Annotated in this window: 20 protein-coding genes and 6 tRNA genes; 14 read left to right on the forward strand and 12 right to left on the reverse strand. The window is 65.0% G+C overall.

The window, feature by feature from the left end:
- Window positions 1-187: 187 nt before the first annotated feature.
- From F2P44_RS02680 to F2P44_RS02690, 3 genes are all read left to right on the forward strand, one after another.
- Complete coding sequence (locus tag F2P44_RS02680) at window positions 188-3,109, forward strand: PAS domain S-box protein (protein WP_229423343.1); 2,922 nt, start codon at window positions 188-190, stop codon at window positions 3,107-3,109.
- A gap of 114 nt (window positions 3,110-3,223) precedes the next feature.
- Window positions 3,224-3,757: a hypothetical protein gene (locus F2P44_RS02685; protein WP_167084811.1), complete on the forward strand. Its 534-nt coding sequence runs from the start codon at window positions 3,224-3,226 to the stop codon at window positions 3,755-3,757.
- A complete protein-coding gene (locus tag F2P44_RS02690) occupies window positions 3,748-4,179 on the forward strand; it encodes a PIN domain-containing protein (RefSeq protein WP_167084812.1) in 432 nt (143 codons plus the stop codon). Before F2P44_RS02685 ends, F2P44_RS02690 begins: the two co-directional genes overlap by 10 nt.
- Window positions 4,180-4,188: 9 nt before the next feature.
- Here the strand turns inward: F2P44_RS02690 and F2P44_RS02695 are convergent, their stop codons facing one another.
- Complete coding sequence (locus F2P44_RS02695) at window positions 4,189-4,341, reverse strand: hypothetical protein (protein ID WP_167084813.1); 153 nt, start codon at window positions 4,339-4,341, stop codon at window positions 4,189-4,191.
- A 126-nt stretch (window positions 4,342-4,467) separates the two neighbouring features.
- Between F2P44_RS02695 and F2P44_RS02700 the strand changes: the two genes are divergently transcribed.
- The 4 genes from F2P44_RS02700 (at window position 4,468) to F2P44_RS02715 (ending at window position 7,637) form a co-directional block, all read left to right on the forward strand.
- Window positions 4,468-4,680 (forward strand): hypothetical protein, encoded by a 213-nt coding sequence (locus F2P44_RS02700; RefSeq protein ID WP_167084814.1) that lies wholly within the window; start codon window positions 4,468-4,470, stop codon window positions 4,678-4,680.
- 104 nt (window positions 4,681-4,784) lie between these two features.
- Window positions 4,785-5,624, forward strand: coding sequence for a hypothetical protein (locus F2P44_RS02705; protein WP_167084815.1), 840 nt, complete (start codon window positions 4,785-4,787; stop codon window positions 5,622-5,624).
- A 100-nt stretch (window positions 5,625-5,724) separates the two neighbouring features.
- On the forward strand, window positions 5,725-6,882 hold the full coding sequence (locus tag F2P44_RS02710; protein WP_167084816.1) for a methyltransferase: 1,158 nt from the start codon (window positions 5,725-5,727) through the stop codon (window positions 6,880-6,882).
- A complete protein-coding gene (locus tag F2P44_RS02715; protein WP_167084817.1) occupies window positions 6,861-7,637 on the forward strand; it encodes a substrate-binding periplasmic protein in 777 nt (258 codons plus the stop codon). The genes F2P44_RS02710 and F2P44_RS02715 overlap by 22 nt, the downstream gene beginning before the upstream one ends.
- Before the next feature lie 60 nt (window positions 7,638-7,697).
- Here the strand turns inward: F2P44_RS02715 and F2P44_RS02720 are convergent, their stop codons facing one another.
- Window positions 7,698-8,219, reverse strand: a complete 522-nt coding sequence (locus F2P44_RS02720; RefSeq protein ID WP_167084819.1) for a GNAT family N-acetyltransferase — start codon at window positions 8,217-8,219, stop codon at window positions 7,698-7,700.
- 136 nt (window positions 8,220-8,355) lie between these two features.
- On the opposite strand from F2P44_RS02720, the gene F2P44_RS02725 reads away from it, so the two are divergent.
- The 7 genes from F2P44_RS02725 to F2P44_RS02755 all read left to right on the forward strand — a co-directional run bounded on the left by F2P44_RS02725 (window position 8,356) and on the right by F2P44_RS02755 (window position 14,163).
- Window positions 8,356-8,432 (forward strand) — tRNA-Met (locus F2P44_RS02725).
- 94 nt (window positions 8,433-8,526) lie between these two features.
- Window positions 8,527-8,760, forward strand: a complete 234-nt coding sequence (locus F2P44_RS02730) for a hypothetical protein (RefSeq protein WP_099876952.1) — start codon at window positions 8,527-8,529, stop codon at window positions 8,758-8,760.
- 94 nt (window positions 8,761-8,854) lie between these two features.
- Window positions 8,855-10,264 carry an ATP-dependent RNA helicase DbpA gene (dbpA, locus tag F2P44_RS02735; RefSeq protein ID WP_167084821.1) on the forward strand — a complete coding sequence of 470 codons (1,410 nt, stop codon included), beginning with the start codon at window positions 8,855-8,857 and terminating at the stop codon, window positions 10,262-10,264.
- A 353-nt stretch (window positions 10,265-10,617) separates the two neighbouring features.
- Window positions 10,618-11,250 (forward strand): type VI secretion system-associated FHA domain protein TagH, encoded by a 633-nt coding sequence (gene tagH, locus F2P44_RS02740; protein ID WP_167084823.1) that lies wholly within the window; start codon window positions 10,618-10,620, stop codon window positions 11,248-11,250.
- Window positions 11,243-12,016 (forward strand): PP2C family protein-serine/threonine phosphatase, encoded by a 774-nt coding sequence (locus tag F2P44_RS02745; protein WP_167084826.1) that lies wholly within the window; start codon window positions 11,243-11,245, stop codon window positions 12,014-12,016. Before tagH ends, F2P44_RS02745 begins: the two co-directional genes overlap by 8 nt.
- On the forward strand, window positions 12,013-13,680 hold the full coding sequence (locus tag F2P44_RS02750; RefSeq protein WP_167084828.1) for a serine/threonine-protein kinase: 1,668 nt from the start codon (window positions 12,013-12,015) through the stop codon (window positions 13,678-13,680). Before F2P44_RS02745 ends, F2P44_RS02750 begins: the two co-directional genes overlap by 4 nt.
- 18 nt (window positions 13,681-13,698) lie before the next feature.
- Window positions 13,699-14,163, forward strand: a complete 465-nt coding sequence (locus tag F2P44_RS02755) for a TssQ family T6SS-associated lipoprotein (protein WP_167084830.1) — start codon at window positions 13,699-13,701, stop codon at window positions 14,161-14,163.
- Between the two features lie 65 nt (window positions 14,164-14,228).
- Here F2P44_RS02755 and F2P44_RS02760 read toward each other — a convergent pair whose 3' ends face one another.
- The 10 genes from F2P44_RS02760 to F2P44_RS02805 form a co-directional block, all read right to left on the reverse strand.
- Window positions 14,229-14,804 carry an elongation factor P gene (locus F2P44_RS02760; protein WP_054267202.1) on the reverse strand — a complete coding sequence of 192 codons (576 nt, stop codon included), beginning with the start codon at window positions 14,802-14,804 and terminating at the stop codon, window positions 14,229-14,231.
- Between the two features lie 118 nt (window positions 14,805-14,922).
- On the reverse strand, window positions 14,923-16,098 hold the full coding sequence (gene earP / locus F2P44_RS02765; RefSeq protein ID WP_167084832.1) for an elongation factor P maturation arginine rhamnosyltransferase EarP: 1,176 nt from the start codon (window positions 16,096-16,098) through the stop codon (window positions 14,923-14,925).
- Window positions 16,099-16,271: 173 nt separating this feature from the next.
- Window positions 16,272-16,347, reverse strand: a tRNA-Glu gene (locus F2P44_RS02770).
- Window positions 16,348-16,402: 55 nt separating this feature from the next.
- Window positions 16,403-16,478, reverse strand: a tRNA-Ala gene (locus tag F2P44_RS02775).
- A gap of 64 nt (window positions 16,479-16,542) precedes the next feature.
- Window positions 16,543-16,618: transfer RNA gene (locus F2P44_RS02780), tRNA-Glu, on the reverse strand.
- Window positions 16,619-16,757: 139 nt separating this feature from the next.
- Window positions 16,758-16,833, reverse strand: a tRNA-Glu gene (locus F2P44_RS02785).
- Between the two features lie 59 nt (window positions 16,834-16,892).
- A tRNA-Ala gene (locus F2P44_RS02790) sits at window positions 16,893-16,968 on the reverse strand.
- A 64-nt stretch (window positions 16,969-17,032) separates the two neighbouring features.
- Entirely contained in the window at window positions 17,033-18,442 is a 1,410-nt protein-coding gene (gene gltX, locus F2P44_RS02795; RefSeq protein WP_167084834.1) for a glutamate--tRNA ligase, read from the reverse strand.
- Between the two features lie 93 nt (window positions 18,443-18,535).
- Window positions 18,536-21,988 (reverse strand): ATP-binding protein, encoded by a 3,453-nt coding sequence (locus F2P44_RS02800; RefSeq protein ID WP_167084836.1) that lies wholly within the window; start codon window positions 21,986-21,988, stop codon window positions 18,536-18,538.
- A complete protein-coding gene (locus F2P44_RS02805; protein ID WP_167084838.1) occupies window positions 21,985-23,247 on the reverse strand; it encodes a metallophosphoesterase family protein in 1,263 nt (420 codons plus the stop codon). Before F2P44_RS02805 ends, F2P44_RS02800 begins: the two co-directional genes overlap by 4 nt.
- Window positions 23,248-23,512 lie beyond the last annotated feature (265 nt).

The raw sequence follows: 23,512 nt of genomic DNA on the forward strand, positions 1-23,512 counted from the left end.
TGCGCGCAGAATGTAAGTTACGGTGCGGCCGAATTTCAAGCATTTTCAGCCTCGCAAATCTTTTCTTTCGATGCCAAGCAACCATCTGGGGACGCCTATTCCTTCCGCCAGCGTATTTCGCCGATCAGCCAGGCGCCTGTTCCGGGTCCTGCTGCTCCCGTGCTTCGCGCTGTCGCTGGTGGCGGCCATGTGGATCACCCTGTTTCACCAGATGGGGGTCGAGCGCGCCGCCGCCCATCACGACGCGGTGCTGTCCAGCCAGGCGCTGGCGCGCGTGCTGTCCGAGCATGTCAGCCACATCCTGCGCCAGAGCGACCACGCGACCCAGCTCTTCAAGCTCAAGTTCGAGGAAACCGACGGCGCCCTGCGCCTGCCCGAGTTCTCCCAGCGCAACGGCTTGCTCGACAGCGTGCTGCCGGCCAAACTCAACCTGCCGATGGCCCTGATCGACCGCCACGGCATGCTGCTCGACAGCGCCAACGGCTTCAGCGCCGACCCCGGCCCGATCGCCGGCAGCTCCTGGTTCCTGGCGCTCGCGGGCGGCGCCGGCGACGCCTCCCGGTTCGCGACCCCGGTGGTCGAACCGCGCAGCGGCAAGTGGCTGATCCAGATCGCGCGCCGCCTCAACGATGGCAGCGGCGCATTCACCGGCGCCATCGTGATCATGATCGACCCGCTTTACTTCGTCGACGACTACGACCGCGTCAGCGTGGACGACGAAGCGGCCCTGTTCCTGTGGGCGCACGAGGCCCAGCTCACCATCGGGCGCGTGGGCGAGCGCCTGTTCGTGGGCGAACGCCTTGGATTCCGTGCGCGCAAGGAGCCCGGCGCCTTTGCCGATGAACTGGAACCGAGCGCGCCGCCGGACCGCATCGCGCGCATCTACAGCTACAGCGACATGGACCGCTACGCGCTGGTGGCGGTGGTGGGCATCACCGAGCGCGCCGCGATGGAAAAATTCGAACGCCACCGCATCCGCTACCTGTGGATGGCGCTGGCCGCAACGCTGGCGATCGCCGCGGTGACGATGCTGCTGATGCGCCAGAGCGCGCGCCTGCGCGCCAGCATGCGCGCCGCGCGCGACGCCCAGGCCACCTCGCGCGCGGCCGCCGAGGGCAGCCTCGATGGCGTGATGTTCCTCAAGGCCCGGCGCGACGCCGACGGCAGGATCACCGACTTCGTCGTGGCCGACATCAACGACAAGGGCGCGGCCATGCTGGGACACACGCGCGCCGCAGTCACCGGCCAGGGCATCCTGCCGCTGCTGCCGCGCGAGGTCGACCCGCCATTCCTCGAACGCTACGCCCGGGTGCTGCTCGAATCGCACCCGCTCGAAGAAGAAGTCGAGCTGCGCGCCCCCGGCGAACGGGCGGTGTGGATCCGCCACCAGATCGTGCCGATTCCGGATGGCGTGGCGGTCAGCTGGCGCGACATCAGCGCGCGCAAGCTGGCCGAACTCGAAATCAGCGGCAACCGCGGCTTTCTGCAATCGCTCATCGAACACCTGCCGCTGCTCATTTACGTCAAGAGCGTGCGCCCGGCCAGCTTCGGCACCATGGTGGTATGGAACAAGGCCGCAGAAGCGGCCACCGGCTACGCCGCCGAGGACGTGATCGGCAAGACCGACTGCCTCGCCTTCGCCCCCGATTTCGCCCTCTTCAGCCCTGAAGAAGACCGCGCCATGATGGCCAGTCCGGCGGCGCTGGACCTGCCCGAAAAACCGCTGCGCCGGCCCGACGGCGAATTGCGCTACCTGCACACGGTGTCGGTGCCGCTGTTCGACAACGACGGCGCCATCGAATACATCTTGTGCATCGCCGAAGACGTGACCCGGCGCCATGAGCAGGAACAGAACCTGCGCAACAGCGAAGCGCAGCTGACCGCGATCACCAACGCCTCCCCGCTCGGCCTGGTCCGCGCCGACCTGCGCGGCAACTGCACCTACGTCAACCGCATGTTTGAAACCATCAGCGGCCTGACGCGCGAGCAGGCGCTGGGCGGCGGCTGGAAGGATGCGCTCCATCCGGAGGAGCGCGACAGCCTCAACGCGATTTTCCAGCACCAGCGCAGGAACCCCGAACCGTTCAAGAAAGTGGTGCGCTGCCTGCGTCCCGACGGCAGCCTGGTATGGGCGTCGGTCAAGGTGGCGGCGGTGCGCATCGGCGAGCGCATCGAAGGTTTTGTCGGCACCATCGACGACATCACCACCCTGCGCGAAGCCGAACTGGCGCTGCGCGAAAGCGAGGCGCGCCTGCGCACCATCGCCGATACGCTGCCGGCCATGGTGGCCTACATCGACGCCAACCAGGTCTATCGCTTCCACAACCTGGCTTACCACCGCGAGTTCGGACGCGATGGCGCGGCCGTGCCGGGCATGACGGTGCGCCAGACCGTCGGCGAGCAGCGTTTCGCCACGCTCGAACCGTACATCCTGCGCGCGCTCAAGGGCGAAACGCTGGTGTTCGAGGAACACGACGGCGCCGAAGGGGCTGAACGCGCGCTCGAAGTGACCTACATTCCGCAACTGGGCGAGGACGGGGTGACGGTGGTCGGCTTTCACGTCATGCGCCAGGACATCACTTCGCAAAAGCGCGAGAAGAAGCGCTTGCTGAAACTGGCCCAGGTCGACGCCCTGACCGGGCTGGCCAACCGCGCCGGCTTCCTGCACAAGCTCAGCGTGGCCATGCGCGAGAGCGCCGACGACGGCCATCTGATGGCGCTGATGTACATGGACGTCGACCATTTCAAGCCGGTCAACGACACCTACGGACACCATGTGGGCGATGCCCTGCTCAAGGCGTTTTCGGCGCGCCTGACGCAGACCCTGCGCGCCAGCGATACCGTGGCGCGCCTGGGCGGCGACGAATTCACCATCATCATGGAAAAGCTGGCGCGCCCGGAAGATGCGCAGGCCATCGCGGCCAAGATCGTCAGCGCCATGCAGGCGCCGTTCGAGCTGGGAACGGTCACGGTGTCGGTCTCGGCCAGCATCGGGCTGGCTTACTTCAGCGGCGGCACGCTCGAACCGGACGCGCTGCTGCAGCAGGCCGACATGCAGCTGTACCAGGCCAAGCAGGCCGGGCGCAATACCTGGCGCGCGGCGGCCTGAGCCGGCTTGTTTTCTCCGTCGGCAATCCCCTCAAATTTTGTCGCGAAGCGCCGGGTCGTGCTGGCCGAATTGCGCTAGACTGGGTCGGCACGCATCGACAAACGGGAGCAAAAGATGAGCTCACTTTACGAGAATGACTGCGCTTTCACGCCGGAGACGGAGCAGGCTTGCGCCGCCGGTCCCTTGCACGACGACGGCCAGGAGCGGCTGGCCGGGAGCGGGTCTGGTACCTCGCCGGCGCCATCGTTCTCGGCGCATTTCCATTTGACCTGCGTCACAACGTTCCGTGGAACCGGGAACAGCGTCGAGAACAAGCATGTCCTTCAATTCAGTTGTTCCGGTACGCCCGCGCCGGGTGCGCCTGTTGCGCCGACGTGCACATCGGTCAACTGCGATATCGACGTCAAGGGTGAAAGCGAAGCGTCGCATCCGGACGTTGACCAGGGCGCGCCGGAAGACGCGCTGGCGTCCACACGTCCTCCTCAAGATGCGCCAGGCGGGCCGCAGGCTGCCGATGACGCATTGCAAAGCGAGCGTGCCAGGCGCCTAGCGGCACTCAATGCGGCGTTCGGCATGTGGAAGGATCGTGACGACACTCCCAAAGACGGTCTTCAATACCAAATAGAGTCGAGGGCTGAATGGCGTTAGTCTTATTTGACACCAATATACTGATCGACGCCCTGAATGGCATTCCTGAAGCCCTCCAGGAATTGGGTTATTACACCAATCCTGCCATCAGCAGCGTCACCTGGATGGAGCTGATTGCGGGGACGCCGCCTTCGGAGCAGCCGGGCACGCGCGCATTCCTGGTGAGCGGCGGATTCGAAGTCATTCAAACGGACGAAGCGATCATGCACGAAGCCGCGGCGATCCGTGGCGCGAGTATGCGCAGTCTGCCGAAGATCCCCTTGCTGGACGCTCTCATCCGCGCAACCGGAAACATCACGCGGCGGCTGATCATCACCCGGAACAAAAAGGATTTTGTCGGCCCGACTATCCGCATCCCATACGAGCTCGAAACGCAGACCATCGTGCACGTCATCAATGTGATGGCGCCGCCTGCGCAGTAAGTCCCGCAGTTAGCGTTTCGGCCGGACCGGGCGCGCCTTCTCCAGTTCCCAGCCCAGCTCGCGCCGGATATCCTGCGGATCGGGCGGCGGACGCCGTTGCGCGATTTGCGCGCGCAGCCACTGGCGCACGCTTTCCTTGCTTGGTTGCTTGTCGGAGTTCATCTTGCTTCCTGTCTCGATCACTTCGCCCGGGGGCCTGCTCCGTTAACGCTGTGCCAGGCCAGCAGTTGACTGCGTGCGCATCGACCGATGCTAAAATGCGCGTTTTTTTACGTTCGGACCTTCCCCATGTCAAAACCCGCCCGCGTGCTCACTTTCAAATGCGCCAACTGCGAAAAACCTGTCAAAGTCTTCTTGCAGAAAGTGTCCGCCTGTTCGCATATCCAGCCCTACCAGGGCGTGTGCGGCTGCGGTGTGCTGAAACGCCATGCCACAGGAAACAAGGACGCTGTTCAATCCTATCTCGCATCGCCGGAAGGGCAATGGTCCCATCACCATTGATTGAGATTCCTCAAGGCAATAAAAAAATAATAGAAAAATAACTAAAGTAATCGGCAAGACTGCCGTTATGGTCAGTAACGCAACTTTTTTATTGTCTGACCGCCATGTCCTTCTTGTCCGCCCTGAGCGCCCGTCCGCCCGCATCCACCCTCCTTCCTGCCGCCGCGCAGGCCGGTGGCAGGAGCGTCGGCGCACAGCTGGCGCCGGCCAGCGGCCATGTCGCCGCGCGCCTGCCGGTGGTCGATCCGGTATCCCTGTACAACGATAATGTCAATTTATCCCCGCAGAGCCTGATGAACCGCGTGGACCAGCTGGCCACGTCGACCGTCGATGTGGCCCAGAAATTTCTCGATACCTTTGTCGGCAAGCTGTTCGGCGATGCCGCCAAGGGCGCCAAGGTCAGCTTCGACGCGGTGTCGGTACAGGCGCAATCGGCGTTGTCGGCCTCGGCCACCCAGAGCGGCAATCTGCGCGCCAGCGCCTTTTCCCTGAACGAGAGCGCCAGCTTCATCGGCACCGGCCAGCTGGTCACGGCCGATGGCCAAACCTTCGATTTCGAGCTGGAGGTCAATTACGAGGCCAGTGCCAGCGTTGCCACCGAAACAACAGCGCCCGCCGCCCGCCCGGCCCAGCTCGATGCGCCCGATGTGCTGGTGCTGACTGGCAAACCGCTGCCACCGGTGAAATTTCCCGGCAGCCTGAACGAGCTGTTCAAACTGCTCGGGCGCGAACTGTCAGCGCCCGTCACCGGCACGGCCGGCGAGAATGGCGACAGCGTGGGCGGCAATCTGAGCCTGCGGCTGCTGCGCCTGGTCGACCGCGCCGCCCTGCTCGCCCCCCGTCCGCGCGCCGATGAACCGGCCGCCGCCACGCTCGAGCGCAGCAAGGCGCTGGCCGGCTCCTACGGCGGCGCGCCCGCCAGCAGCATCTTCGCCAGCGCCTGAAGGCGCGCGCGGCCCCACGTATAATAGTGATCATGGCGCCCCGTGCCCGCACGGGGCACTTGCCGTTTTCCGTTTTTGCACCACTGACCGATCGCCCCCAATGCAACCTGAACACACTGCCGACGCCCCGGCACGCATCCACTGGACCGAAGAAGGCCAGCCGCGCACGGCGCGCTGGCGCTCCGAGAGCGGCATGCCGCCGCCGAAAAAAGTCGTCATCGCCGACGACAAAACCCCGGCCGACGTGGCCTACCGCCTCGCCTGCGAAGGCACCGCCCTGCTCTGGCGCGGCGACTTCCACAACGCGCGCCAGTTGCTGCAAGCGCTGGCGCGCCGCGCCGACCACAAGGGCGGACGCGCCAAGCCGCCCAAGGTGCCCGCCTCGGCGGCCGAAGCGTTCCACCTGCACCGCCAGGCCCAGTCGCAGCGCGCACGCACGCTGGCCATGCTGCTGCTGCCGTTCGAGGCCGACTACAGCGTGCCGCTGCGGCGCGCGCCGGATGTCACGCAAGCCTGCAACGAAGCCTATGGACGCGGTGACGAACCGTTCGTGGCATCGATGCGCGAACTGCTTGGCCTGATCGGCGCCCACGAGTGGCGCAAGAACGGGGTCGAGATCCCGGCGCTGGGCGCACGCATCCACCCCCACTACGGCGTGTTTTCGCCGATCCGCGGCGAGTACGTGGCGCTGGTGGCCGACGCGCCGCTGCCGCCCGCGTGCGCGCTGGCCTTCGACATCGGCACCGGTACCGGCGTGCTGGCGGCCCTGCTGGCGCAGCGCGGCGTCAAGCGCGTGGTGGCCACCGACATGGATGCGCGCGCCCTCTCCTGCGCGCGCGAGAACCTGCAGCGCCTCGGCGCGTTCGACAAGGTCGAAGTGGTGCAGGCCGACCTGTTCCCCGAAGGACGCGCCAACCTGGTGCTGTGCAATCCGCCCTGGCTGCCTGGGCGCCCGAGTTCCTCGATCGAATACGCAGTGTACGATCCGGACAGCCGCATGCTCAAAGGCTTTTTGAACGGCCTGGCGGCCCACCTGGCGCCCGGCGGCGAAGGCTGGCTGATCCTGTCCGACCTGGCCGAGCACCTTGGCCTGCGTCCGCGCGAGCAGTTGCTGGCGCTGATCGCGGCCGGCGGCCTGCAAGTGATCGAGCGCCACGACGTGCGTCCCACCCACCCGCGCGCGTCCGACGCGACCGATCCGCTGCACGCTGCGCGCGCCGCCGAACTGACATCGCTATGGCGTTTGCGCGCACTGTAACCGCGCTGCTGGCGTGCGCCACCCTGCTCGCGGGCGGGCGGGTGGGCGCCTGCAGCCGGCCGCTGAACATGGTCAGCGAGGAATGGCCGCCCTACTCCTTCACCAACGAGGAGAATGTCCAGACCGGGCTCGATATGGACATGGCCAAGGCCATCCTGAAGGAAGCCGGTTGCACCCTGGTGAGCGCGCCGCCGCTGCCGACAGTGCGGCGCATGCTGCTATTCGAGCGCGGCGAATTCGACCTGATGCTGGCCGCCACCGACACGGCCGAACGGCGCCGTTTCGCGCGTTTTTCCGACGCCTACCGCAACGAGACGGTGGCGCTGTTCGTCCTGGCGCGCGACTATGCGCGCTACGCCGGCATCGGCAGCATGCCGGCGCTGGTGCGCGGCCCCGCTTCCGTGCTGGCGCCGCGCGTGGGCTGGTACGGGCCCGAATTCGCGAACGCCACGCCAAGCCTGCGCGCCAGCGGCCGCCTGTTCGACTTCGGCACCTTCGAGCAGGGCGTGCGCATGCTCGGCGCCGGACGCGCGCCGCTGATCATGGGCGACCGCGCCGCCGTGCTGTATGAAGCGCAGCGCCAGAAGCTGGTGCTGCGCCAGCTGCCCTTCGTGCTGCATCAGGCGCCGGTGCGCCTGATGCTCAGCCGCGCCAGCACCACGCCGGACGACCTGGCGCGGGTGAACGCCGCCATTGCGCGGCTGGAGAAAAACGGCACCCTGCAAGCACTGCGCGAACGCTATGGCTTGCGCTGACCAGACCGTCCAACAGCGCCATGCGCATGGCCGGCATCCCCCTGCAAACACTGGCTTGCTTTATATTTCCGAAGCCGGCTGCGAGCGGGGGAATCGAAAAACGTCACGCTCCCCACCATCAGGAAAACTGCGTCGCCCCGTGACGACAGCGCCAAGCCGTCGCACCAGCGCGCGCGCGGCATGGTTGTCGTCATTCATATAGGTCTCGAGCGAGGGCCACTGAAACACTTGATGCGCATGCGCGATCACCGCGCGCGACGCTTCCTGCGCGATACCGGCACTGCGGGCCTGCGGCAAGAGCCACCAGGTCAGCTCGCGCGGCCATCCTTTGCCCTGCCAGAAACCGCACACCCCAAGCAACTCGCCTGCGTCCCGCCGCGCAATCGCCCAGACACCAAACCCCTGCACATGCCAGGCGCCCAGGTCCGCCGCCAGGCGCGACCAGGCAGCGGCACTGGTCAGCGGTCCGCCGTAAGGACCGGACGCATCGGCGTCGGTATAAAAGGACTCGTACATCTCCTCGCACGCGGCCGAAGGCGGCAGCAGGACAAGGCGCTCAGTGTGCAGCGTTTGGATATGCATGGGCAAATGGCATGAATGACGAGGTCCGCAAACTGTAGCATGGCTGTCATTGCAGCCAGCGCCAGTGCGCCAGAACGCTGATTTAGTCCCGGCCATTGCACTTGTGCGGGAACCCCTGTACAATTCGCCGCTCAGACGCGGGGTGGAGCAGTCTGGCAGCTCGTCGGGCTCATAACCCGAAGGTCACAGGTTCAAATCCTGTCCCCGCAACCAAACACATTTTGAACTGAGCCCGACTCTTCACACAGCCGGGCTTTTGTTTTTAGAAAGGGACTAGCTGCCTTCAAGCCAGTCCACCGCGCTTCCCATGAGAGACAAAAAAGATAACGCGACCTTCGATCTGCCGGGGTTCGGCGCGGCTGCGCCGCTCGTCCATCCCCCAGCCGAAGCGCGCCGCACCACGGTGCCGCGCCAGCGCAAAGCCACCATCCGCCAGCAACAGCTCGAACTGCTCGACGAAACCGATGCCAGCGGCTTGCCGGTGTGGCGGCGCGACGACAATACCGACCTGACCGGCCTGCCCAACTGGGCAGCCGCGTAACTTCTCCGGTGCGGCAGCCGTGCCGCGCCATCGCAATTCATCCATCTCCGGTCGCCTGTTAGACTGGGGACCTCCCCTTTTGCCAGAGCATCACATGAATCCAAACGCCTTCGCCACCCTGCCGCTCACCGCCACCTTCCTGGCCAACCTGGACTCGCTCGGCTACCGCGAGATGACCGACATCCAGACCAAGAGCCTGCCGCACGTGCTCGACGGGCGCGACCTGATCGCCCAGGCCAAGACCGGCAGCGGCAAGACCGCCGCCTTCGGTATCGGCATCCTGCACAAATTGAATCCCGCCTGGTTCGCGGTGCAAGGCCTGGTACTGTGCCCGACGCGCGAACTGGCCGACCAGGTGGCCAATGAGCTGCGCCGCCTGGCGCGCGGCGAAGGCAATATCAAGGTGCTCACGCTGACCGGCGGCGCGCCCATGCGCCCGCAGATCGCCTCGCTCGAACACGGCGCCCACATCGTGGTCGGCACGCCAGGCCGTATCCGCGACCACCTGGGACGCGGCAGCATCGACCTGTCCAAGGTGCAGACCCTGGTGCTGGACGAAGCGGACCGCATGACCGACATGGGTTTCTACGACGAGATCGCCGGCATCGTCAGCGCCTGCCCGTCGCGCCGCCATACCCTGCTGTTTTCAGCCACCTATCCGGACGATATCCGGCGCGCCACCGAATCGTTCCTGCGCAACCCGGTGGAAGTGGTGGTCGAAGCCCAGCACAGCGGCGACCAGATCGAGCAGCGCTTCTATGAGGTCGGCTTCGACAACCGCGACCAGGCCGTGGGCCGCCTGCTGAAACACTTCAAGCCGGTCTCGGCCCTGGCATTCTGCAACACCAAAGTCCATTGCCGCGAACTGGCCGACGAATTGCGTGCCCAGGGCTTTTCGGCGCTGGCGCTGTACGGCGAACTGGAACAGCGCGAGCGCGACGAAATCCTGGTGTTGTTTTCCAACCGCAGCTGCTCGGTGCTGGTGGCGACCGACGTGGCCGCGCGCGGCCTCGACATTGCCAACCTGGGCGCGGTGATCAATGCCGACGTCTCGAAAGACACCGAAGTGCACATCCACCGCGTGGGCCGTACCGGCCGCGCCGGCGAATCGGGCCTGGCGCTGACCTTGTGCGCGCCGAACGAAAAGAAATGGGTCAAGCTGATCGAGCAATACCAGCACGCGCCGGTCAGCTGGCATCCACTGTCGGAACTGGCCGACGATGGCGAAGCGGCAGCGCCGGCGCCGATGGTCACCCTGGTCATCATGGGTGGCAAGAAAGACAAGCTGCGCCCGGGCGACCTGCTGGGCGCCCTGACCGGCGACGCCGGGCTGACCAAGGAACAGGTCGGCAAGATCAATGTGTTCGAATTCATGACCTATGTGGCGCTCGAGCGCCACGTGGCCGAGCAAGCTTTCCAGCGCCTCAATGCAGGCAACAAGCTCGGGCGCGACTTCGGCAATATCAAGGGCCGCAGCTTCAAGATGCGCTTTATCGACGCCTGAGGCAGCACGCCAAGGCGGTGGCCAAGGGGAGGCTAAGGCGACGCCAAGGCGGCGCCAAGGCGACCGGCAAAGCGATGCCGTACGGCATGCTGTTGCGTAACCGATGAGCCGGGCTTTGCGGCGGGGCACTTATGCAGCTACACTAATCGTGTCACGCGCCCTGCTGCACGGAAAAACAGCAGTGGGGCCGTCGCATGAGCACCCAGACCGGCGTTCATGCCAGAAGATGCGGCAAATTGCGTTGTCATGAGGCAAAATGCATAAATTAGGTTCATCCGATTGATGCGCTTAATCGTTAAATCTGGCATGATTGCTTGAGATAAACATCGACGCTCCCCCGCGGCCCCGCACTCATGAATACTAACGTTGTGCTTGATGACATTGAAACACTGAAGCAGGCCTTCCTGCGTGGCGCCGGCATTCCCGCCGATGCGCTCGGTTCCGGCCTGACGCCGGAGTTGATGGAACTGATGGGCAAGCTGATGGCCAGCTCGCTGCAAGGTACCATCGATCTGCTGGCCCTGCGCTCGCTGGTCAAGCAAGAGGTCAAGGCCGATGTCACGATGGTGGTGATGCGCAACAATAATCCGCTCAAGTTTTTCCCTGACAGCCAGACCGTGCTGACCCAGATGCTGCGCAAGAAAATGCCCGGTTTCATGGAGCCGCTCGAATCGATCGACGATGCCTATAACGACTTGCGCAGCCACCAGAAAGGCATGGTGGCGGGCACCCGGGCCAGCATGGGCGCCATGATGGCGCGTCTCAAGCCCGAGCTGTTCGAGACCGAGGTGTCGGGCGGCGGCATGATGGGCACCCTGATTCCCTCGCGCCGCCAGGCCGAGAGCTGGAAGACCTACAAGCAGGCTTACCACACGGCCGAAGCGGAAGCCAAAGACCAGTTCAAGTCCATCTTCGGCCCCGCTTTCCTGGCCGCGTACGAGAAGGAAGTCGAGCGCGCGAATGCGGCCGGCACCAGCAATGGTTGAGCGCAATCCGATCCGCCTGGCCTGGACACGCATCAGTGAAATCGGCATGCGGGCCAGCAACCAGGATGCCGTCGGCGAAGCCCAGCATGGCGATATTTCCTGCTTCATCATCGCCGATGGCGCCGGCGGACACGAGGGCGGCGAGGTGGCCGCGAACATCGTGGTCGAGGCCATGCTGGAAAAATTTGCCAGCGTGCCGGCCTTTGGGGCCCATGCTTTGCTGTCCTACACGGCCCACGCCATCGCAAGTGTTGCGAAAAACAAACAGATTCACGCCGAAAACCATGACATGAGCGCCACCGTGGCCGCCTTGCTGGTGGACCAGGCCAATGCCCATGCTTTATGGGCGCATCTGGGCGATACCCGCATCTATCTGTTCCGCGACGCCAAGCTGGTCAGCGCCACGCGCGACCACAGCCTGACCCAGCAACTGATCGATGCCGGCTATGCGCGCGCCGACCAGCTGCGCAGCCATCCCCAGCGCAACATCCTGTTTGCCGCCATCGGCGCCGAAGGCGAAACCCCGGTCGCGCTCGGCGACGGCCCGGTCCAGCTGCTCGACGGCGATGCCTTGCTGGTATGCAGCGATGGCTTGTGGGAATGGGTGCACGAAGACGAGATGGAACGCACCCTGGCCGAAGCGGGCAATAGCGAGCAATGGCTGACCGCCATGTGCGCGCTGGCCGAGGCGGCCCTGGAAGGCACCGACCGGGTACGCGACAATTTCTCCGCGTACGCCATCCGCGTCGAGCGAGAGATCGTATGAACGCCCTCGCCCCCGGCTCCGAGAACTGCCTGCCGATCGGTACCAGGCTGGCCGACTTTGAAATCACCGGCGTGCTCGGTGAAGGCGGCTTCGGCATCGTCTACATGGCGTTCGACCATTCGCTGCAGCGCAGCGTGGCCCTGAAAGAATACATGCCGGGCGTGCTGGCCACGCGCGCCAGCGACCACAGCATCATGGTGCGTGCCGAACGGCACCAGGAAACTTTCAACGTGGGGCTGAAAAGCTTCATCAACGAAGCGCGCTTCCTGGCCCAGTTCGATCATCCGTCGCTGGTCAAGGTGCACCGTTTCTGGGAACAGAACCGCACCGCCTATACGGCCATGCAGTATTACGATGGCCGCACCATCAAGGATATCGTCACCCAGAGTCCGGAACTGGTGACCGAAGTGTGGTGCAAGAAGGTGATGAAGCAGATTCTCGATGCCCTCGAGATGCTGTACACCATGAAAATCCTGCACCGCGACGTGTCGCCGGACAACATCATCGTGCAGGAAAGCGGCGATGCCGTGCTGCTCGACTTCGGTTCGGCGCGCCAGATCATCGGTGACCGCACGCGCGGCCTGACCGTGATCCTGAAACCCGGCTACGCGCCGGTGGAACAGTACGCCGGCGACGCCTCGCTCGACCAGGGTCCGTACACCGACATCTACGCACTGGCCGCGGTGATGTTTTTTGCCATTATCAAGGAACCGCCCGCGACCTCGATCGCGCGCATGGTGCGCGATCCGGTCAAGCCGCTGGCCGAGCGTGGCCTGCCCGGCTACAGCCAGGAATTCCTGGCGGCCATCGACAAAGGCCTGGCCGTGCTGGCCCAGGACCGTCCGCAAACCATCGACGCCTTCCGCGCCCTGCTCGGCATCGAAACCAGCGGCGAAGCGCCGCGCGCCCGCCCCACCGGCCCGGCCCAGCGCTTTGCCACGCTCGACCGCCTGCCCGACGCTAGCCCCGCCGCCACAACGGCGCCGACGCCGGCATCGCCCGTGACCGGCCCGGTCAAGCCGAACCTGTCCAAGCCGGCCAGCGCCTCGTCGCGGCCAGACGGGCAAGCGCGTTCCTCGCGCCGCCCGAAACCGGAGACGGCCGAAAAACCGGCCAAGCCGGTCAAGCCAGCCAACAAGGGCTTGCCGCCGTGGACCGGCATTGCAGTCTCCGGCGTGGTGATGGTGGCCGCGATCGCGGTGGGCCTGTATTCGCTGCTGTCCAAGCCGTCCGACACGATCATGGTCGCGCCGGCCCAGCCGGCGGTGGCCGACGCCTCCGCCCTGCCGCCACCGGCGCCAACGCCGACGCCCGTGCCCACGGTCGCCGTCCCGGCCGAGCTGCCCGTGCCGAACGACAATGCGTCTGCCGCCGTCCCGGCACCGGCCGAGGCTGTTGCCGCCACCGATGTGCTGGCCGATCCGGCCGCCGAAGCGGCGCCCGAAACGTTCAACTATAAATTGTCGATCAAGCCGTGGGGCACGATCTATGTCGACGGCAAGGAATCCGGCGTCACGCCACCACTGAAAAAGCTCACGCTGCCGGCCGGCAAACACAAAATCCGGATCGCCAATCCCGGCTTCCAGGATTTCCTGCTGAATCTCGATACAACAAAAAACAAGTCACGCACGATTGAACATGATTTCACAGCGCAGCCCAAATAAACGCATTAAGATCGAGGCATGAACCGATCCCAACACCTCCTGATGTATGCCGTGCTGGCCGGCGGCCTTGCGCTGTCCGGCTGCACCACCACCGAACCGCCGCCCAAGGCCAGCACCACGCCCCGGCCACCGGCGCCGCGTCCGCCAACCCCACGCCCACCGCCGCCGGTGGTGCCAACGGCGCCGGCCGTCAGCGCCGACCAGGTGGCGCTCAACGAAGGCATCGAACTGTACAACCAGGGTGCGTATAACGACGCCATCAAGCGTCTGGGCGCGGCCGATATCAGCGCCGGCTCCAAGGCCAACCAGGTGGCCGCGCACAAGTACATCGCTTTCAGCTATTGCGTGACCTCGCGGCCGGCCCCGTGCCGCCAGCATTTCGAAAAAGCCTTCAAGCTCGATCCCGCGTTCGCGCTGGCGCCAGGCGAAAGCGGCCATCCGCTGTGGGGTCCGGTGTTTGCCAAGGCCAAAAAAGCAAAATAAACGCGCTGTTCCGACGAAAAAAAACGCTGCCCATGAGGCAGCGTTTTTTTTGAACGGCAACGTGATCAGTTACGAACGACGCGCTTGTATTCGTTGGTGCGGGTGTCGATTTCGATGACGTCGTCGGTGCTGACGAACAGTGGCACCTGGACCGAGTGGCTGTGCGCTTCGATCGCGTTTTCCAGCTTGGCTTCTTTCAGGACGTTACCCGACGTGTTGCCCTTGACTGCTGGCTCGGAGTAAGCAACCTTGCGTGCGATCGTGGTTGGCAGCTCGACCGAAATGGCTTTGCCGTCGTAGAACACGGCTTCGCATTCCATGCCGTCTTTCAGGTAATGCAGTGCATCGCCCAGGTTTTCTTCTTCGATTTCGTACTGGTTGTATTCAGTATCCATGAAAACGAACAGCGGATCGGCGAAGTACGAGTAGGTGACCGGCTTCTTGTCCAGCACGACGACGTCGAACTTGTCATCGCCACGGAAGACGTTTTCCATTGGGCTGTTGTTCAGAAGATTTTTCATCTTCCATTTGTAGGTGAAGCCCGTGCGGCTCGAGCCGTTGACATCGGAACGCAACACGATCATAGGCTTGCTGTCAACCATAATGATGTTGCCAACACGAATTTCTTTTGCAGGTTTCATAAAGAGTGTACGTAAAAAGTGGGTTGCATGAAAATCATCTGTCGCCTGCTGGCATGACGCCGGAAGCTCACGTTTGATCGAGGTAAAAATACGTTAGAAATTAACCGAATATTGTACCTTATCCGGGCCGCGATGACCTAAGCGAAGCGGCAAAGTTCAGCATATTACTGGTGAGATCGCCGTTTGCCAACATCTGGCGCTGCCATTCATCGGCGCGGGCATGCAGTTCGGGCAGCGCGGCGTGGAAAGCGGGCCACAGCGGCGCCGGATCGGGGTCGGCCGGCGTGGCGCCGTTCCAGCACAAGGACAGCGCCGACAGGCTGTCCAGCCCGCTTGCGTAGCGCCCCAGGAAGGCGCGCAGTTTTTTGTGGTGCAGGTTGTCATCCTGCGGGTAGATATGCCAGATGAACGGGCGGCCGGCCCACTGGGCGCGCACAAACGAGTCTTCGCCGCGCACGCCATTGAGGTCGCAGGCCCACAGCAGACGGTCGTAGTCAGGCTGGGGCACGAACGGCAGCACGCGCACGGTCAGCGCGCCACGGGTGGCTACGGCGCCGGCACTGGACGGCGCTTTTAGGAAAGCCTCGACCGCTTCTGTCGCCACGCCTTCTGGCACCAGGCAGGTCATCGCCTGCGCCCCGCCCTGCCAGGCGCCGAACAAGGCAGCCACGGGCGCGTGCGGGTAGCAAAACAAGGAGACTTTGGCCGACGCCATTTCCTGCGCCGTCACGCCGAACTGGCCGAGAAAAGCCGCCATTCCGGTAGCATCTGCCTGGAACTGGCGGCGCTCCTCATCGAGCGCCGCCTCGCGCATCAGGCCGCCGGTCTTGGCGGTGAAGCCAGGGAAGAAAAAGTGTTTCGTCAGCGGCAGGCGCGGATGGGACGACGGCAGCGTGTGGCAGCCTTCGACCCACTCTTCGGCGCTCAAGCCTTCCAGGTTGAACCAGACCGGACGCGGCTCGCACTGGGCCATGGCGGTAATGTAGCCGGGCGGGATGTCGCAGGCAAAAAATTCGATGACGATATCGGCGATGTCGGCGGGCGTGAACACGCCGTCCTGGCCGGCCCAGTGGCGCACGGTCACGCCATGGATCTGCTGGAGGGCGGCGCCGGGGTCGACGTCAGGGCAGATGCGGCGAAAACTGGGCAGGTCGTCGACCCACAGGGTGACCAGGATGCCGTGCTCGCGCTGGAGTTGGCGCGCGAGACGCCAGCAGATACCGATATCGCCGTAGTTGTCGACGACCCGGCAGAACAGGGCAAGGGTGAGAGCGTGATCGTGTGCAAGGGACATAGGTTTTTTTGGTTCGGCTCGGCAAATAGTACCGTTGACCTACAAACCGTCGTCCCCGCGCAGGCGGGGACCCAAGTCTGATGAGCCGTCGACTGCGCTACAAACTTGGGTGCCTGCCTGCGCGGGCACGACGAGCAATGCAAAAAGCCGCACAAGGCGGCTTTTGCACTAACTGGCGTCCCCAAGGGGATTCGAACCCCTGTACTCACCGTGAAAGGGTGATGTCCTAGGCCTCTAGACGATGGGGACCTGAACTGTTGTCAGGTAGTGGCAACTACCTGCAATGTACGACTACATCAAAACTTGGTGGAGGTAAGCGGGATCGAACCGCTGACCTCTTGCATGCCATGCAAGCGCTCTCCCAGCTGAGCTATACCCCCCATGTAACGCGAACTACGTTGCGCTGGAAAACAAAGAACCGCTTTAACGATTCTCAGGTAAAACTGGCGTCCCCAAGGGGATTCGAACCCCTGTACTCACCGTGAAAGGGTGATGTCCTAGGCCTCTAGACGATGGGGACAGAAATCTGTCCTGGACGTATTCTACATCCTGACCTTACTTACCGCACCAACAAAAAACCCTGACTCGTCAGGGCGTTTAGTGATACTAAACTGCGACAGCATTCTACTACAAGGTACTGCATTTTACTACTCGAATCTTGGCGTCCCCAAGGGGATTCGAACCCCTGTACTCACCGTGAAAGGGTGATGTCCTAGGCCTCTAGACGATGGGGACCCGGTACTGCAATCAGGTAGTGGCATCTACCTGCAATCCATTCCAACTGCTTCGATTAGTGGTGGAGGTAAGCGGGATCGAACCGCTGACCTCTTGCATGCCATGCAAGCGCTCTCCCAGCTGAGCTATACCCCCGTCCGTCGAAGAAGCAGAATTATATACTAGGGCTTGCAATATGCAAAGCCCCGAGCCCAACAATTTAAACTTCGGCTTTCAGGCGTGACAGGACCAGTTCACGGCCCAGCAGCACCAGCACCGCATCGATTGCCGGCGTCTGCAACTGGCCAGTCAGCAAGAGGCGCAACGGCATCGCCAGCACCGGCATCTTGATGCTGTTAGCGGCAAGCACTTCCTTGATCATCGCCGCCAGCGCTTCGCGCGTCCACTCGACCGTGGCGCAACGCTCGGCGAACTGGGCCACGACAGGCTTGACGGCATCGGTCAGGTGCTGGGTCATCAGCGCCGCGTCCGGCTGCGGCGTGCGGTAAAACAGCATGGCCGCATCAGCCAGTTCATTGATCGTGTTGCTGCGGTCCTTCATCAGCGCCAGCGCGGCGGCCAGGTCGGGCGCGCCGTCGAACTGGGCGCCCTGCGCTTCCATCAGCGGACGCGCCAGGGCGGCCAGGCGGGTGTTGTCGGCCTGCTTGATATAGTGATTATTCAGCCAAGCCAGTTTTTCCAGATCGAACTGAGCGGGGGAACTGGTCAGATTATCTGTAGTGAACCACTCACAGAACTGCTCCATCGAAAAGACTTCATCATCGCCATGGCTCCAGCCCAGACGGGCCAGGTAGTTCAGCAGCGCTTCCGGCAAATACCCCATGGCTGGATATGCCATGATGTTGACCGGAACAACTTTTTCCCCTTTGTCGCGTTTGGAAATCTTCTTGCCGTCCGAACCGTGGATCATCGGCAGGTGACCATACTGCGGCAGCGGCGCACCGATTGCGCGCAGGATATTGATCTGGCGTGGGGTGTTATTGACGTGATCGTCGCCGCGCAGCACGTGGGTGATCTGCATGTCCCAGTCGTCGACCGCCACGCAGAAGTTATAGGTCGGCACGCCGCCCGGACGGGCGATCACCAGATCGTCCAGCTCCTTGTTGGAAATCGTGATCGTGCCCTTGACCACATCGTCCCAGCTGACGTCGCCGTCGAGCGGGTTCTTGAAACGCACGACCGGCTCGCGCTCGGCCGGCACGGCGGGCAAGGTCTTGCCCGGCTCCGGGCGCCAGGTGCCGTCGTAGCGCGGCTTTTCGCCCGCGGCCGTGAAGCGCTCGCGCATGGCGTCGACTTCTTCCTTGGAGGAATAGCAGTGGTAGGCGCTACCGGCTTCCAGCATCCGGGCCAGCACTTCGCGGTAGCGGTCCATGCGCTGCATCTGGTAGAACGGGCCTTCGTCATGCGCCAGGCCGAGCCACTGCATGCCTTCGATGATGGCTTGCACCGCTTCCGGCGTGGACCGCTCGACATCGGTGTCTTCGATGCGCAGCACGAAGGTGCCGCCGACATGGCGGGCATACGCCCAGCTATACAGCGCGGTGCGGGCGCCGCCAAGGTGGAGGTAGCCGGTAGGGCTAGGGGCAAAACGGGTGCGGACGACGGTCATGGGATTGGTATGCGTAGGTAAAGAGAAGTATTTTACAGCGTCGCCGCCGCACCGCCCATCAGCGGCGGCGCGGCGGCGAAACGAACGGGCGGCCTAGAGGCTGACGACCTGCAGCATCTGCGCGGGCACGCTGCGCTCGGCCACGCTCAGCAGATGCGCATGGTGGGTGAATACGATCACTTGGTGGTCCCTGGCGAAATCGGCGATCGCGCGCAAGGCCAGCGCCGCGCGGCCGTCGTCGGAGGTCATCAACACGTCGTCGAGCACCACCGGCAGGTCGTAGCCGGCGTCGCGCCGGATTTCGAGCGCGGCCAGCCGCAGCGCCAGGTAGAGCTGGTCGCGCGTGCCTTCGCTCAGGCCCTCGACACGCACCTGGCCGCCAGTACCGCGCTGCGCCAGCAAGACCGGCTTCGGACCGGCGTCGTCGCTGACCAGCCGTACGAACTGGCCGTCGGTCATCTGCTGGAAGTAGCGCGATGCTGCCAGCAGCATCGGTCCCTGGGCGCGCTCGCGGAAGCGCTTGAGCGCCTCGTCGAGCAAGGCATGCGCCAGCCGCGAGCGCATCCACGGCGCCATCGACAGCCGCACCCCTGCCGCATCGCGCTCCATGAGCTCGCGCGCTGCGGCAGCGGTATCGGCCGAGTCGACCGCCTCCAGGGCGCGGCGCGCCGTTTCTTCTGCCTGGCGCGCGTTGCGCAAGTCCTCCTCCAGCTTGCCCAGCTCGGCCGAAACCTGGTTTTGCTCGTCGTCCATGCGCCCGGCATCATAATCGCGCAGGAGTGCGCGCAACTCGTCCAGCGGCCGCGAAGAGGCCACGGCGAGGTCCTTGCGGACGCGGTCGGCGTCGGCCTGGGCCAGGCGCTTGCGCTTCGATTGTTCTTCCGCCGCCGGCAGCGCCTCGGGCGCATCGACATTGGCCGCGCGGCACAGCCGCTCCAGTTCCGCCTGATGGCGCTGCGCCAGGCTTTCCTGTTCGCGCCAGCGTTCCTGCGCATCGTCCAGTGCCTGCTGCTTGAGGGCGCGTTCGTTGTCGATCCGCCTCGCTTGCGCGAGCCTAGCCTCCAGCTGTTCGACGTAGTGGCGCAGGTCGGCGGCCGGCGGATCTCGCATGGCCTGGGCCAGTTCGCGGCCCTGCCCCTGCAAGCGCTCGAATGCTTGCTGCGCCCGCAATTCGCGCGCGCTGGCGCCATCGAGCTCGGTCTTGGCATCGACCAGGCGGCCGAACTCGGCCAGGCGCGCGCCCGCAGCGGCGATACCCGCCTCCGGATCGAGGTGCAGCGCGCCGTAGACGTGCGACGACACTGCCGCCGCCGCGCCGGCAAGCTGCTCTTCCAGCGTCGCCTGCTGCGTCTTGAAGCGGTGCCGCTGCTGTTCGCGCTCGATGCGCTTGCCCGCCGCCGTGCTGAGCGCCCGCTGGCGCCGTTCGATGTCGTCCTGGATATCGTCCACCAGCGACGACAGGGTGGTCAGGGAACTGCTGGCGGGCGCCGCCACGCCGACCGCCGCGATTGCATCGAGCAAATCGTCGACCAGCGCGCGCTCGGTCGTGCGCGCCACCTCCAGCTCGTCGGTCAGCGCTTGCAGGTCGCCGCTGCGCTCGCGCGCGGTGGCAAGCAGTGACTGCCACTCGCGCAGCGCTTTCGGCGCCAGTGGCGGCAGGCCGTGCGCTTCCAGCCTGGCGTTCCAGCGCTCCAGCGCCGCCGCGCTGCGTTCCTCGATCGCCGCGTGTTCGTGTTCCAGATCGGCCGACTGCTGGGCAAGCCGTGCCAGCTCATCCTGGCTGCCCTGCAACTGCGTGGCGCGCTCGGTGTCACGGGCTAGTTCGTCGACCAGCCGGTCGGCATCGCGGATGCCGGCCTCGACATTGTCGAGCAGGGCGGCGGGCGCCGGACTGCCGCCGACGCTGGCCTCACGCACCTGCATCCAGTGGGTGTCGCGCTGGCCGCGCGCGGCGCGCACCTGTGTCATCGTCGGCACCGCGCCGGCGGCCAGCAACTGGTCGCGCCTGGCTGCGGCGGCCGCGTGCTCGGTTTTCAGCTGCGCAAGCTGCTTGCGCAAGGTGGCCATTTCGGTGTCCGCCGATTCCGACGCGCTGCGCGCGGCATCGATTTCGCTGTCGAGCAGCGCGCGCACCTTGGGCAGCGCCGCGTGATCGGCCAGGCCCAGTGCCGTCACATCGGCCTCGATCAAGCGCTCCAGCTGGCGGATCTCGGCCGGAATCTGCTCCTTGCGCTTCATCAGCGCTTCCTTGCGCTTGGCCTCGTCCCGGACCGCATGCAGCACGCGCACCAGCCCGGACGCCGGCAAGGCATCGCTCGCCTGTTCATCGTCGTCCACGGGCAGTGCCGACTCCAGATGCTGGTGCAGCCGCTGTTGCGCCAGTTTGAACTCGCCCAGCACTTCGTCGATCCGGGCGCGCGCGGCCGGGGCCGGCGCCAGGGCCAGCACGGCGTCCGCCGCCGCACCGGGCACGATGCCGCCCGCGTATTGATCGAGCAGGCGATGCGCCTCGGCGACCTGGTCCGACGCCTCGGCAATCGCCTCCCGCAAGCTGTCGAGCGATTCGGCGCTCACGGCCAGCCGTTCGATGCGGGCGGCCGCGTCCAGCGCCGCCTGGTCCGGCGCCAGCGCCTTGAGCTGGGCGGACAAGCGTTGCACGGCTTCCCGCTCCGCTTCCGCGCTCTGGTGCGAGGCGGCAAATCCGGCCTGCGCCGCCGCCCGTTCGGTGGCGGCATCTTCCGCCAGCACGCGCACGTCTTCCAGTTCGGACAGGATCTCGCTGGCCGCATCCTGGCTGCGGATCAGCGGCCCGACGCCACGCAGTTCGGACAGGCGCAGCTGGCGGCGCTTGGCTTCCTCGTGCCGCACTTCCAGGTCGGCCAGCCGCTTGGCCGCCGACTGGTGCTCCTTGAAGCGTTCCGCCCACCACGCCGGCTTGACCTGCGCATCCTTGAATGCGTGATGATGTTCGCCATAGCTGCGCAACGCCTCGTTGATGCGCCCGTTCTTTGCCCGCGTGCCGGGCATGAAGTAGTTGCGGGCCGACAAGTCGAGCTGCGCCAGCACCGCCGGAATGCTGCGCACCCCGGCGCTGGCCTCGAACAGCGCCGCGCCGACCTCGCCCTGGCCGGCCAGCAGCGCCTCGCCGCCCTTGCGCAAGCGGTCGTGGTCCAGGCCGAACATGGCCTCGTAATCGTCCTTCGACAGGCCGCAGGTGATCAGCGCCTCGATATCGGGCGTCACCGGGCTGCCGTCGGCATATTGCAAGGTGTTGGTGCGGCCCTTGCGGCGCATGATGTGATAGGACTTGCCGTTGCGGTCCACCAGCACGCCGCCCAGCAGCATGTCGCGGTGCTCATGCACGAAATTATCGCGGCTCAGCTGCGGTATGCCGAAGCGCAGGTCCGAAATCGCGCGCAAGGTCGACGACTTGCCCGCTTCGTTGGGACCGTGCACGAACACCACGTTTTGTCCGGCGCTGCCGAAATCGAGCTTGCGGTCGGTGAAGGGACCGAAGGCGGTCAGGTGCAGTTCGCGCAGTTTCATCGTGCGCTTCCTTCCATGCCGCCCAAGTGGGCCAGGACGGTCGCCTCGGCGTCGGCCAGCAGCGCGCGCAGCGCTTGCGGCGTCAACAGCGCGGGGTCGCAATCGGCCAGGCCGGACGGCAAGGTCCCCAGGCTGCCGAGCTGCGCCAGCGCCCAGGCGCGCAGCTGTTCCTCGCTCGACGCGATCTCGTCCACCAGTTGCACCACCTCGCCAACCGCGTCCGCGCGCTTGCGGGCGGCATCGCGGTCGAGCGGCGAGCGCAGGTCGAGCTGGACTTCCTCGACCCACAGGTCGGCGCCCTCGAAGTCCTGGGTGCCGGCCTGGATCGCGGCGGCACTGGTGCCCGGCTGTTCGGCCTCGATCCGGTGCAGTTCGGTCTGGCCGCTGACGATCACCCGCAGCGCATGCAGGCGTTCATGCTCGCCGGCCACCAGCTCGCCAGCCGCCTTCATGAAGCGCTGGCGCAAGGCATTGACGTCGGCCACGCCGCCGGCGTCCAGTAGCAGGCGGTGCCAGCGCACCACGTCGAGCGGCACGAACTGCGCGCTGGTGATGGCGCCAGCGCTCACCGTGACCAGTTCGCAGCCCTTGGGGCCGGTCTCCTTGGCGTGGCGGCCTTGCAGATTGCCGGGATAAACGATGCGCGGACCGGCCTCGCGCACGACCTCGCGCGCGTGCACGTGGCCGAGCGCGAAATAATCGTAGCCCTTGCCGCACAGCGCATCGAGCGTCGTCGGCGCATACACGTCGTGCCCGCCGCGCCCGTTCAGGCTGGTGTGCAGCACGCCGATGTTGAACATATTGGCGCTGGCGTCGGGATAGTGCTCGACCAGGTCTTCCGGCACGGCGCGGTTGGGGAAGCTGCGTCCGTGCAGGGCTACGCCGAGCTGGGCTATCGTGAAGGTCTCGACCGAGCTCGACTTGAATGTATGGACGCCCTCGACCGGCGGCAGCTGTTTGGTGATCTGGCTTTCGGCATCGTGGTTGCCCTTGACGATGTAGACCAGGATGCCTTCGCGCGTCATGCGGACCATCTGGTCGCGAAAAAACAGGCCGGTGCGGAAGTCGGCCCAGTTGCCGTCGTAAATGTCGCCCGCCAGGATGACGAAATCGACCGCTTGTTCAATGGCGAGGTCGACCAGGGCGGACAAGGCCCGGCGCGTGGCGCCGCGCAACTCCTGGACCGGCGCGCCATCGTAACCGTTCAACCCGCGCAAGGGGCTATCGATGTGCAAATCGGCGGCATGGATAAATTTCATGAATCTGACCTTGGAAAGTGAGCTCGACAGAGGGCAGCCGTATTGTAGTGGCAAGTGGAAAGGATTTGCTTGCTCTTGTGAACCGCCAATCATGCGTCCGCCGTTTGGACCACCGTCGGGCATCGACAGTTCGGTCTCCGGCCATGCGTCGATTCCTGTTTTCGCTGCGGTATTGCGGCTGCGGCTGCTCAAGGCCAGCGCGGCGGTAGCGGGCTATCGTCGCCACGTCAGCCCTCACCGCAGACCTTGCCGCCAGGCATCCCCG

The sequence above is a fragment of the Massilia frigida genome (assembly GCF_011682175.1).
Lineage (GTDB): Bacteria > Pseudomonadota > Gammaproteobacteria > Burkholderiales > Burkholderiaceae_D > Telluria_A > Telluria_A frigida.

Excerpts from the sequence above, each read along its gene's own strand:
- F2P44_RS02680 (WP_229423343.1), top strand. The coding sequence starts at position 188 with ATGTGGATCACCCTGTTTCACCAGATGGGGGTCGAGCGCGCCGCCGCC.
- F2P44_RS02685 (WP_167084811.1), top strand. The coding sequence starts at position 3,224 with ATGAGCTCACTTTACGAGAATGACTGCGCTTTCACGCCGGAGACGGAG.
- F2P44_RS02690 (WP_167084812.1), top strand. The coding sequence starts at position 3,748 with ATGGCGTTAGTCTTATTTGACACCAATATACTGATCGACGCCCTGAAT.
- F2P44_RS02695 (WP_167084813.1), bottom strand. The coding sequence starts at position 4,341 with ATGAACTCCGACAAGCAACCAAGCAAGGAAAGCGTGCGCCAGTGGCTG.
- F2P44_RS02700 (WP_167084814.1), top strand. The coding sequence starts at position 4,468 with ATGTCAAAACCCGCCCGCGTGCTCACTTTCAAATGCGCCAACTGCGAA.
- F2P44_RS02705 (WP_167084815.1), top strand. The coding sequence starts at position 4,785 with ATGTCCTTCTTGTCCGCCCTGAGCGCCCGTCCGCCCGCATCCACCCTC.
- F2P44_RS02710 (WP_167084816.1), top strand. The coding sequence starts at position 5,725 with ATGCAACCTGAACACACTGCCGACGCCCCGGCACGCATCCACTGGACC.
- F2P44_RS02715 (WP_167084817.1), top strand. The coding sequence starts at position 6,861 with ATGGCGTTTGCGCGCACTGTAACCGCGCTGCTGGCGTGCGCCACCCTG.
- F2P44_RS02720 (WP_167084819.1), bottom strand. The coding sequence starts at position 8,219 with ATGCATATCCAAACGCTGCACACTGAGCGCCTTGTCCTGCTGCCGCCT.
- F2P44_RS02730 (WP_099876952.1), top strand. The coding sequence starts at position 8,527 with ATGAGAGACAAAAAAGATAACGCGACCTTCGATCTGCCGGGGTTCGGC.
- dbpA (WP_167084821.1), top strand. The coding sequence starts at position 8,855 with ATGAATCCAAACGCCTTCGCCACCCTGCCGCTCACCGCCACCTTCCTG.
- tagH (WP_167084823.1), top strand. The coding sequence starts at position 10,618 with ATGAATACTAACGTTGTGCTTGATGACATTGAAACACTGAAGCAGGCC.
- F2P44_RS02745 (WP_167084826.1), top strand. The coding sequence starts at position 11,243 with ATGGTTGAGCGCAATCCGATCCGCCTGGCCTGGACACGCATCAGTGAA.
- F2P44_RS02750 (WP_167084828.1), top strand. The coding sequence starts at position 12,013 with ATGAACGCCCTCGCCCCCGGCTCCGAGAACTGCCTGCCGATCGGTACC.
- F2P44_RS02755 (WP_167084830.1), top strand. The coding sequence starts at position 13,699 with ATGAACCGATCCCAACACCTCCTGATGTATGCCGTGCTGGCCGGCGGC.
- F2P44_RS02760 (WP_054267202.1), bottom strand. The coding sequence starts at position 14,804 with ATGAAACCTGCAAAAGAAATTCGTGTTGGCAACATCATTATGGTTGAC.
- earP (WP_167084832.1), bottom strand. The coding sequence starts at position 16,098 with ATGTCCCTTGCACACGATCACGCTCTCACCCTTGCCCTGTTCTGCCGG.
- gltX (WP_167084834.1), bottom strand. The coding sequence starts at position 18,442 with ATGACCGTCGTCCGCACCCGTTTTGCCCCTAGCCCTACCGGCTACCTC.
- F2P44_RS02800 (WP_167084836.1), bottom strand. The coding sequence starts at position 21,988 with ATGAAACTGCGCGAACTGCACCTGACCGCCTTCGGTCCCTTCACCGAC.
- F2P44_RS02805 (WP_167084838.1), bottom strand. The coding sequence starts at position 23,247 with ATGAAATTTATCCATGCCGCCGATTTGCACATCGATAGCCCCTTGCGC.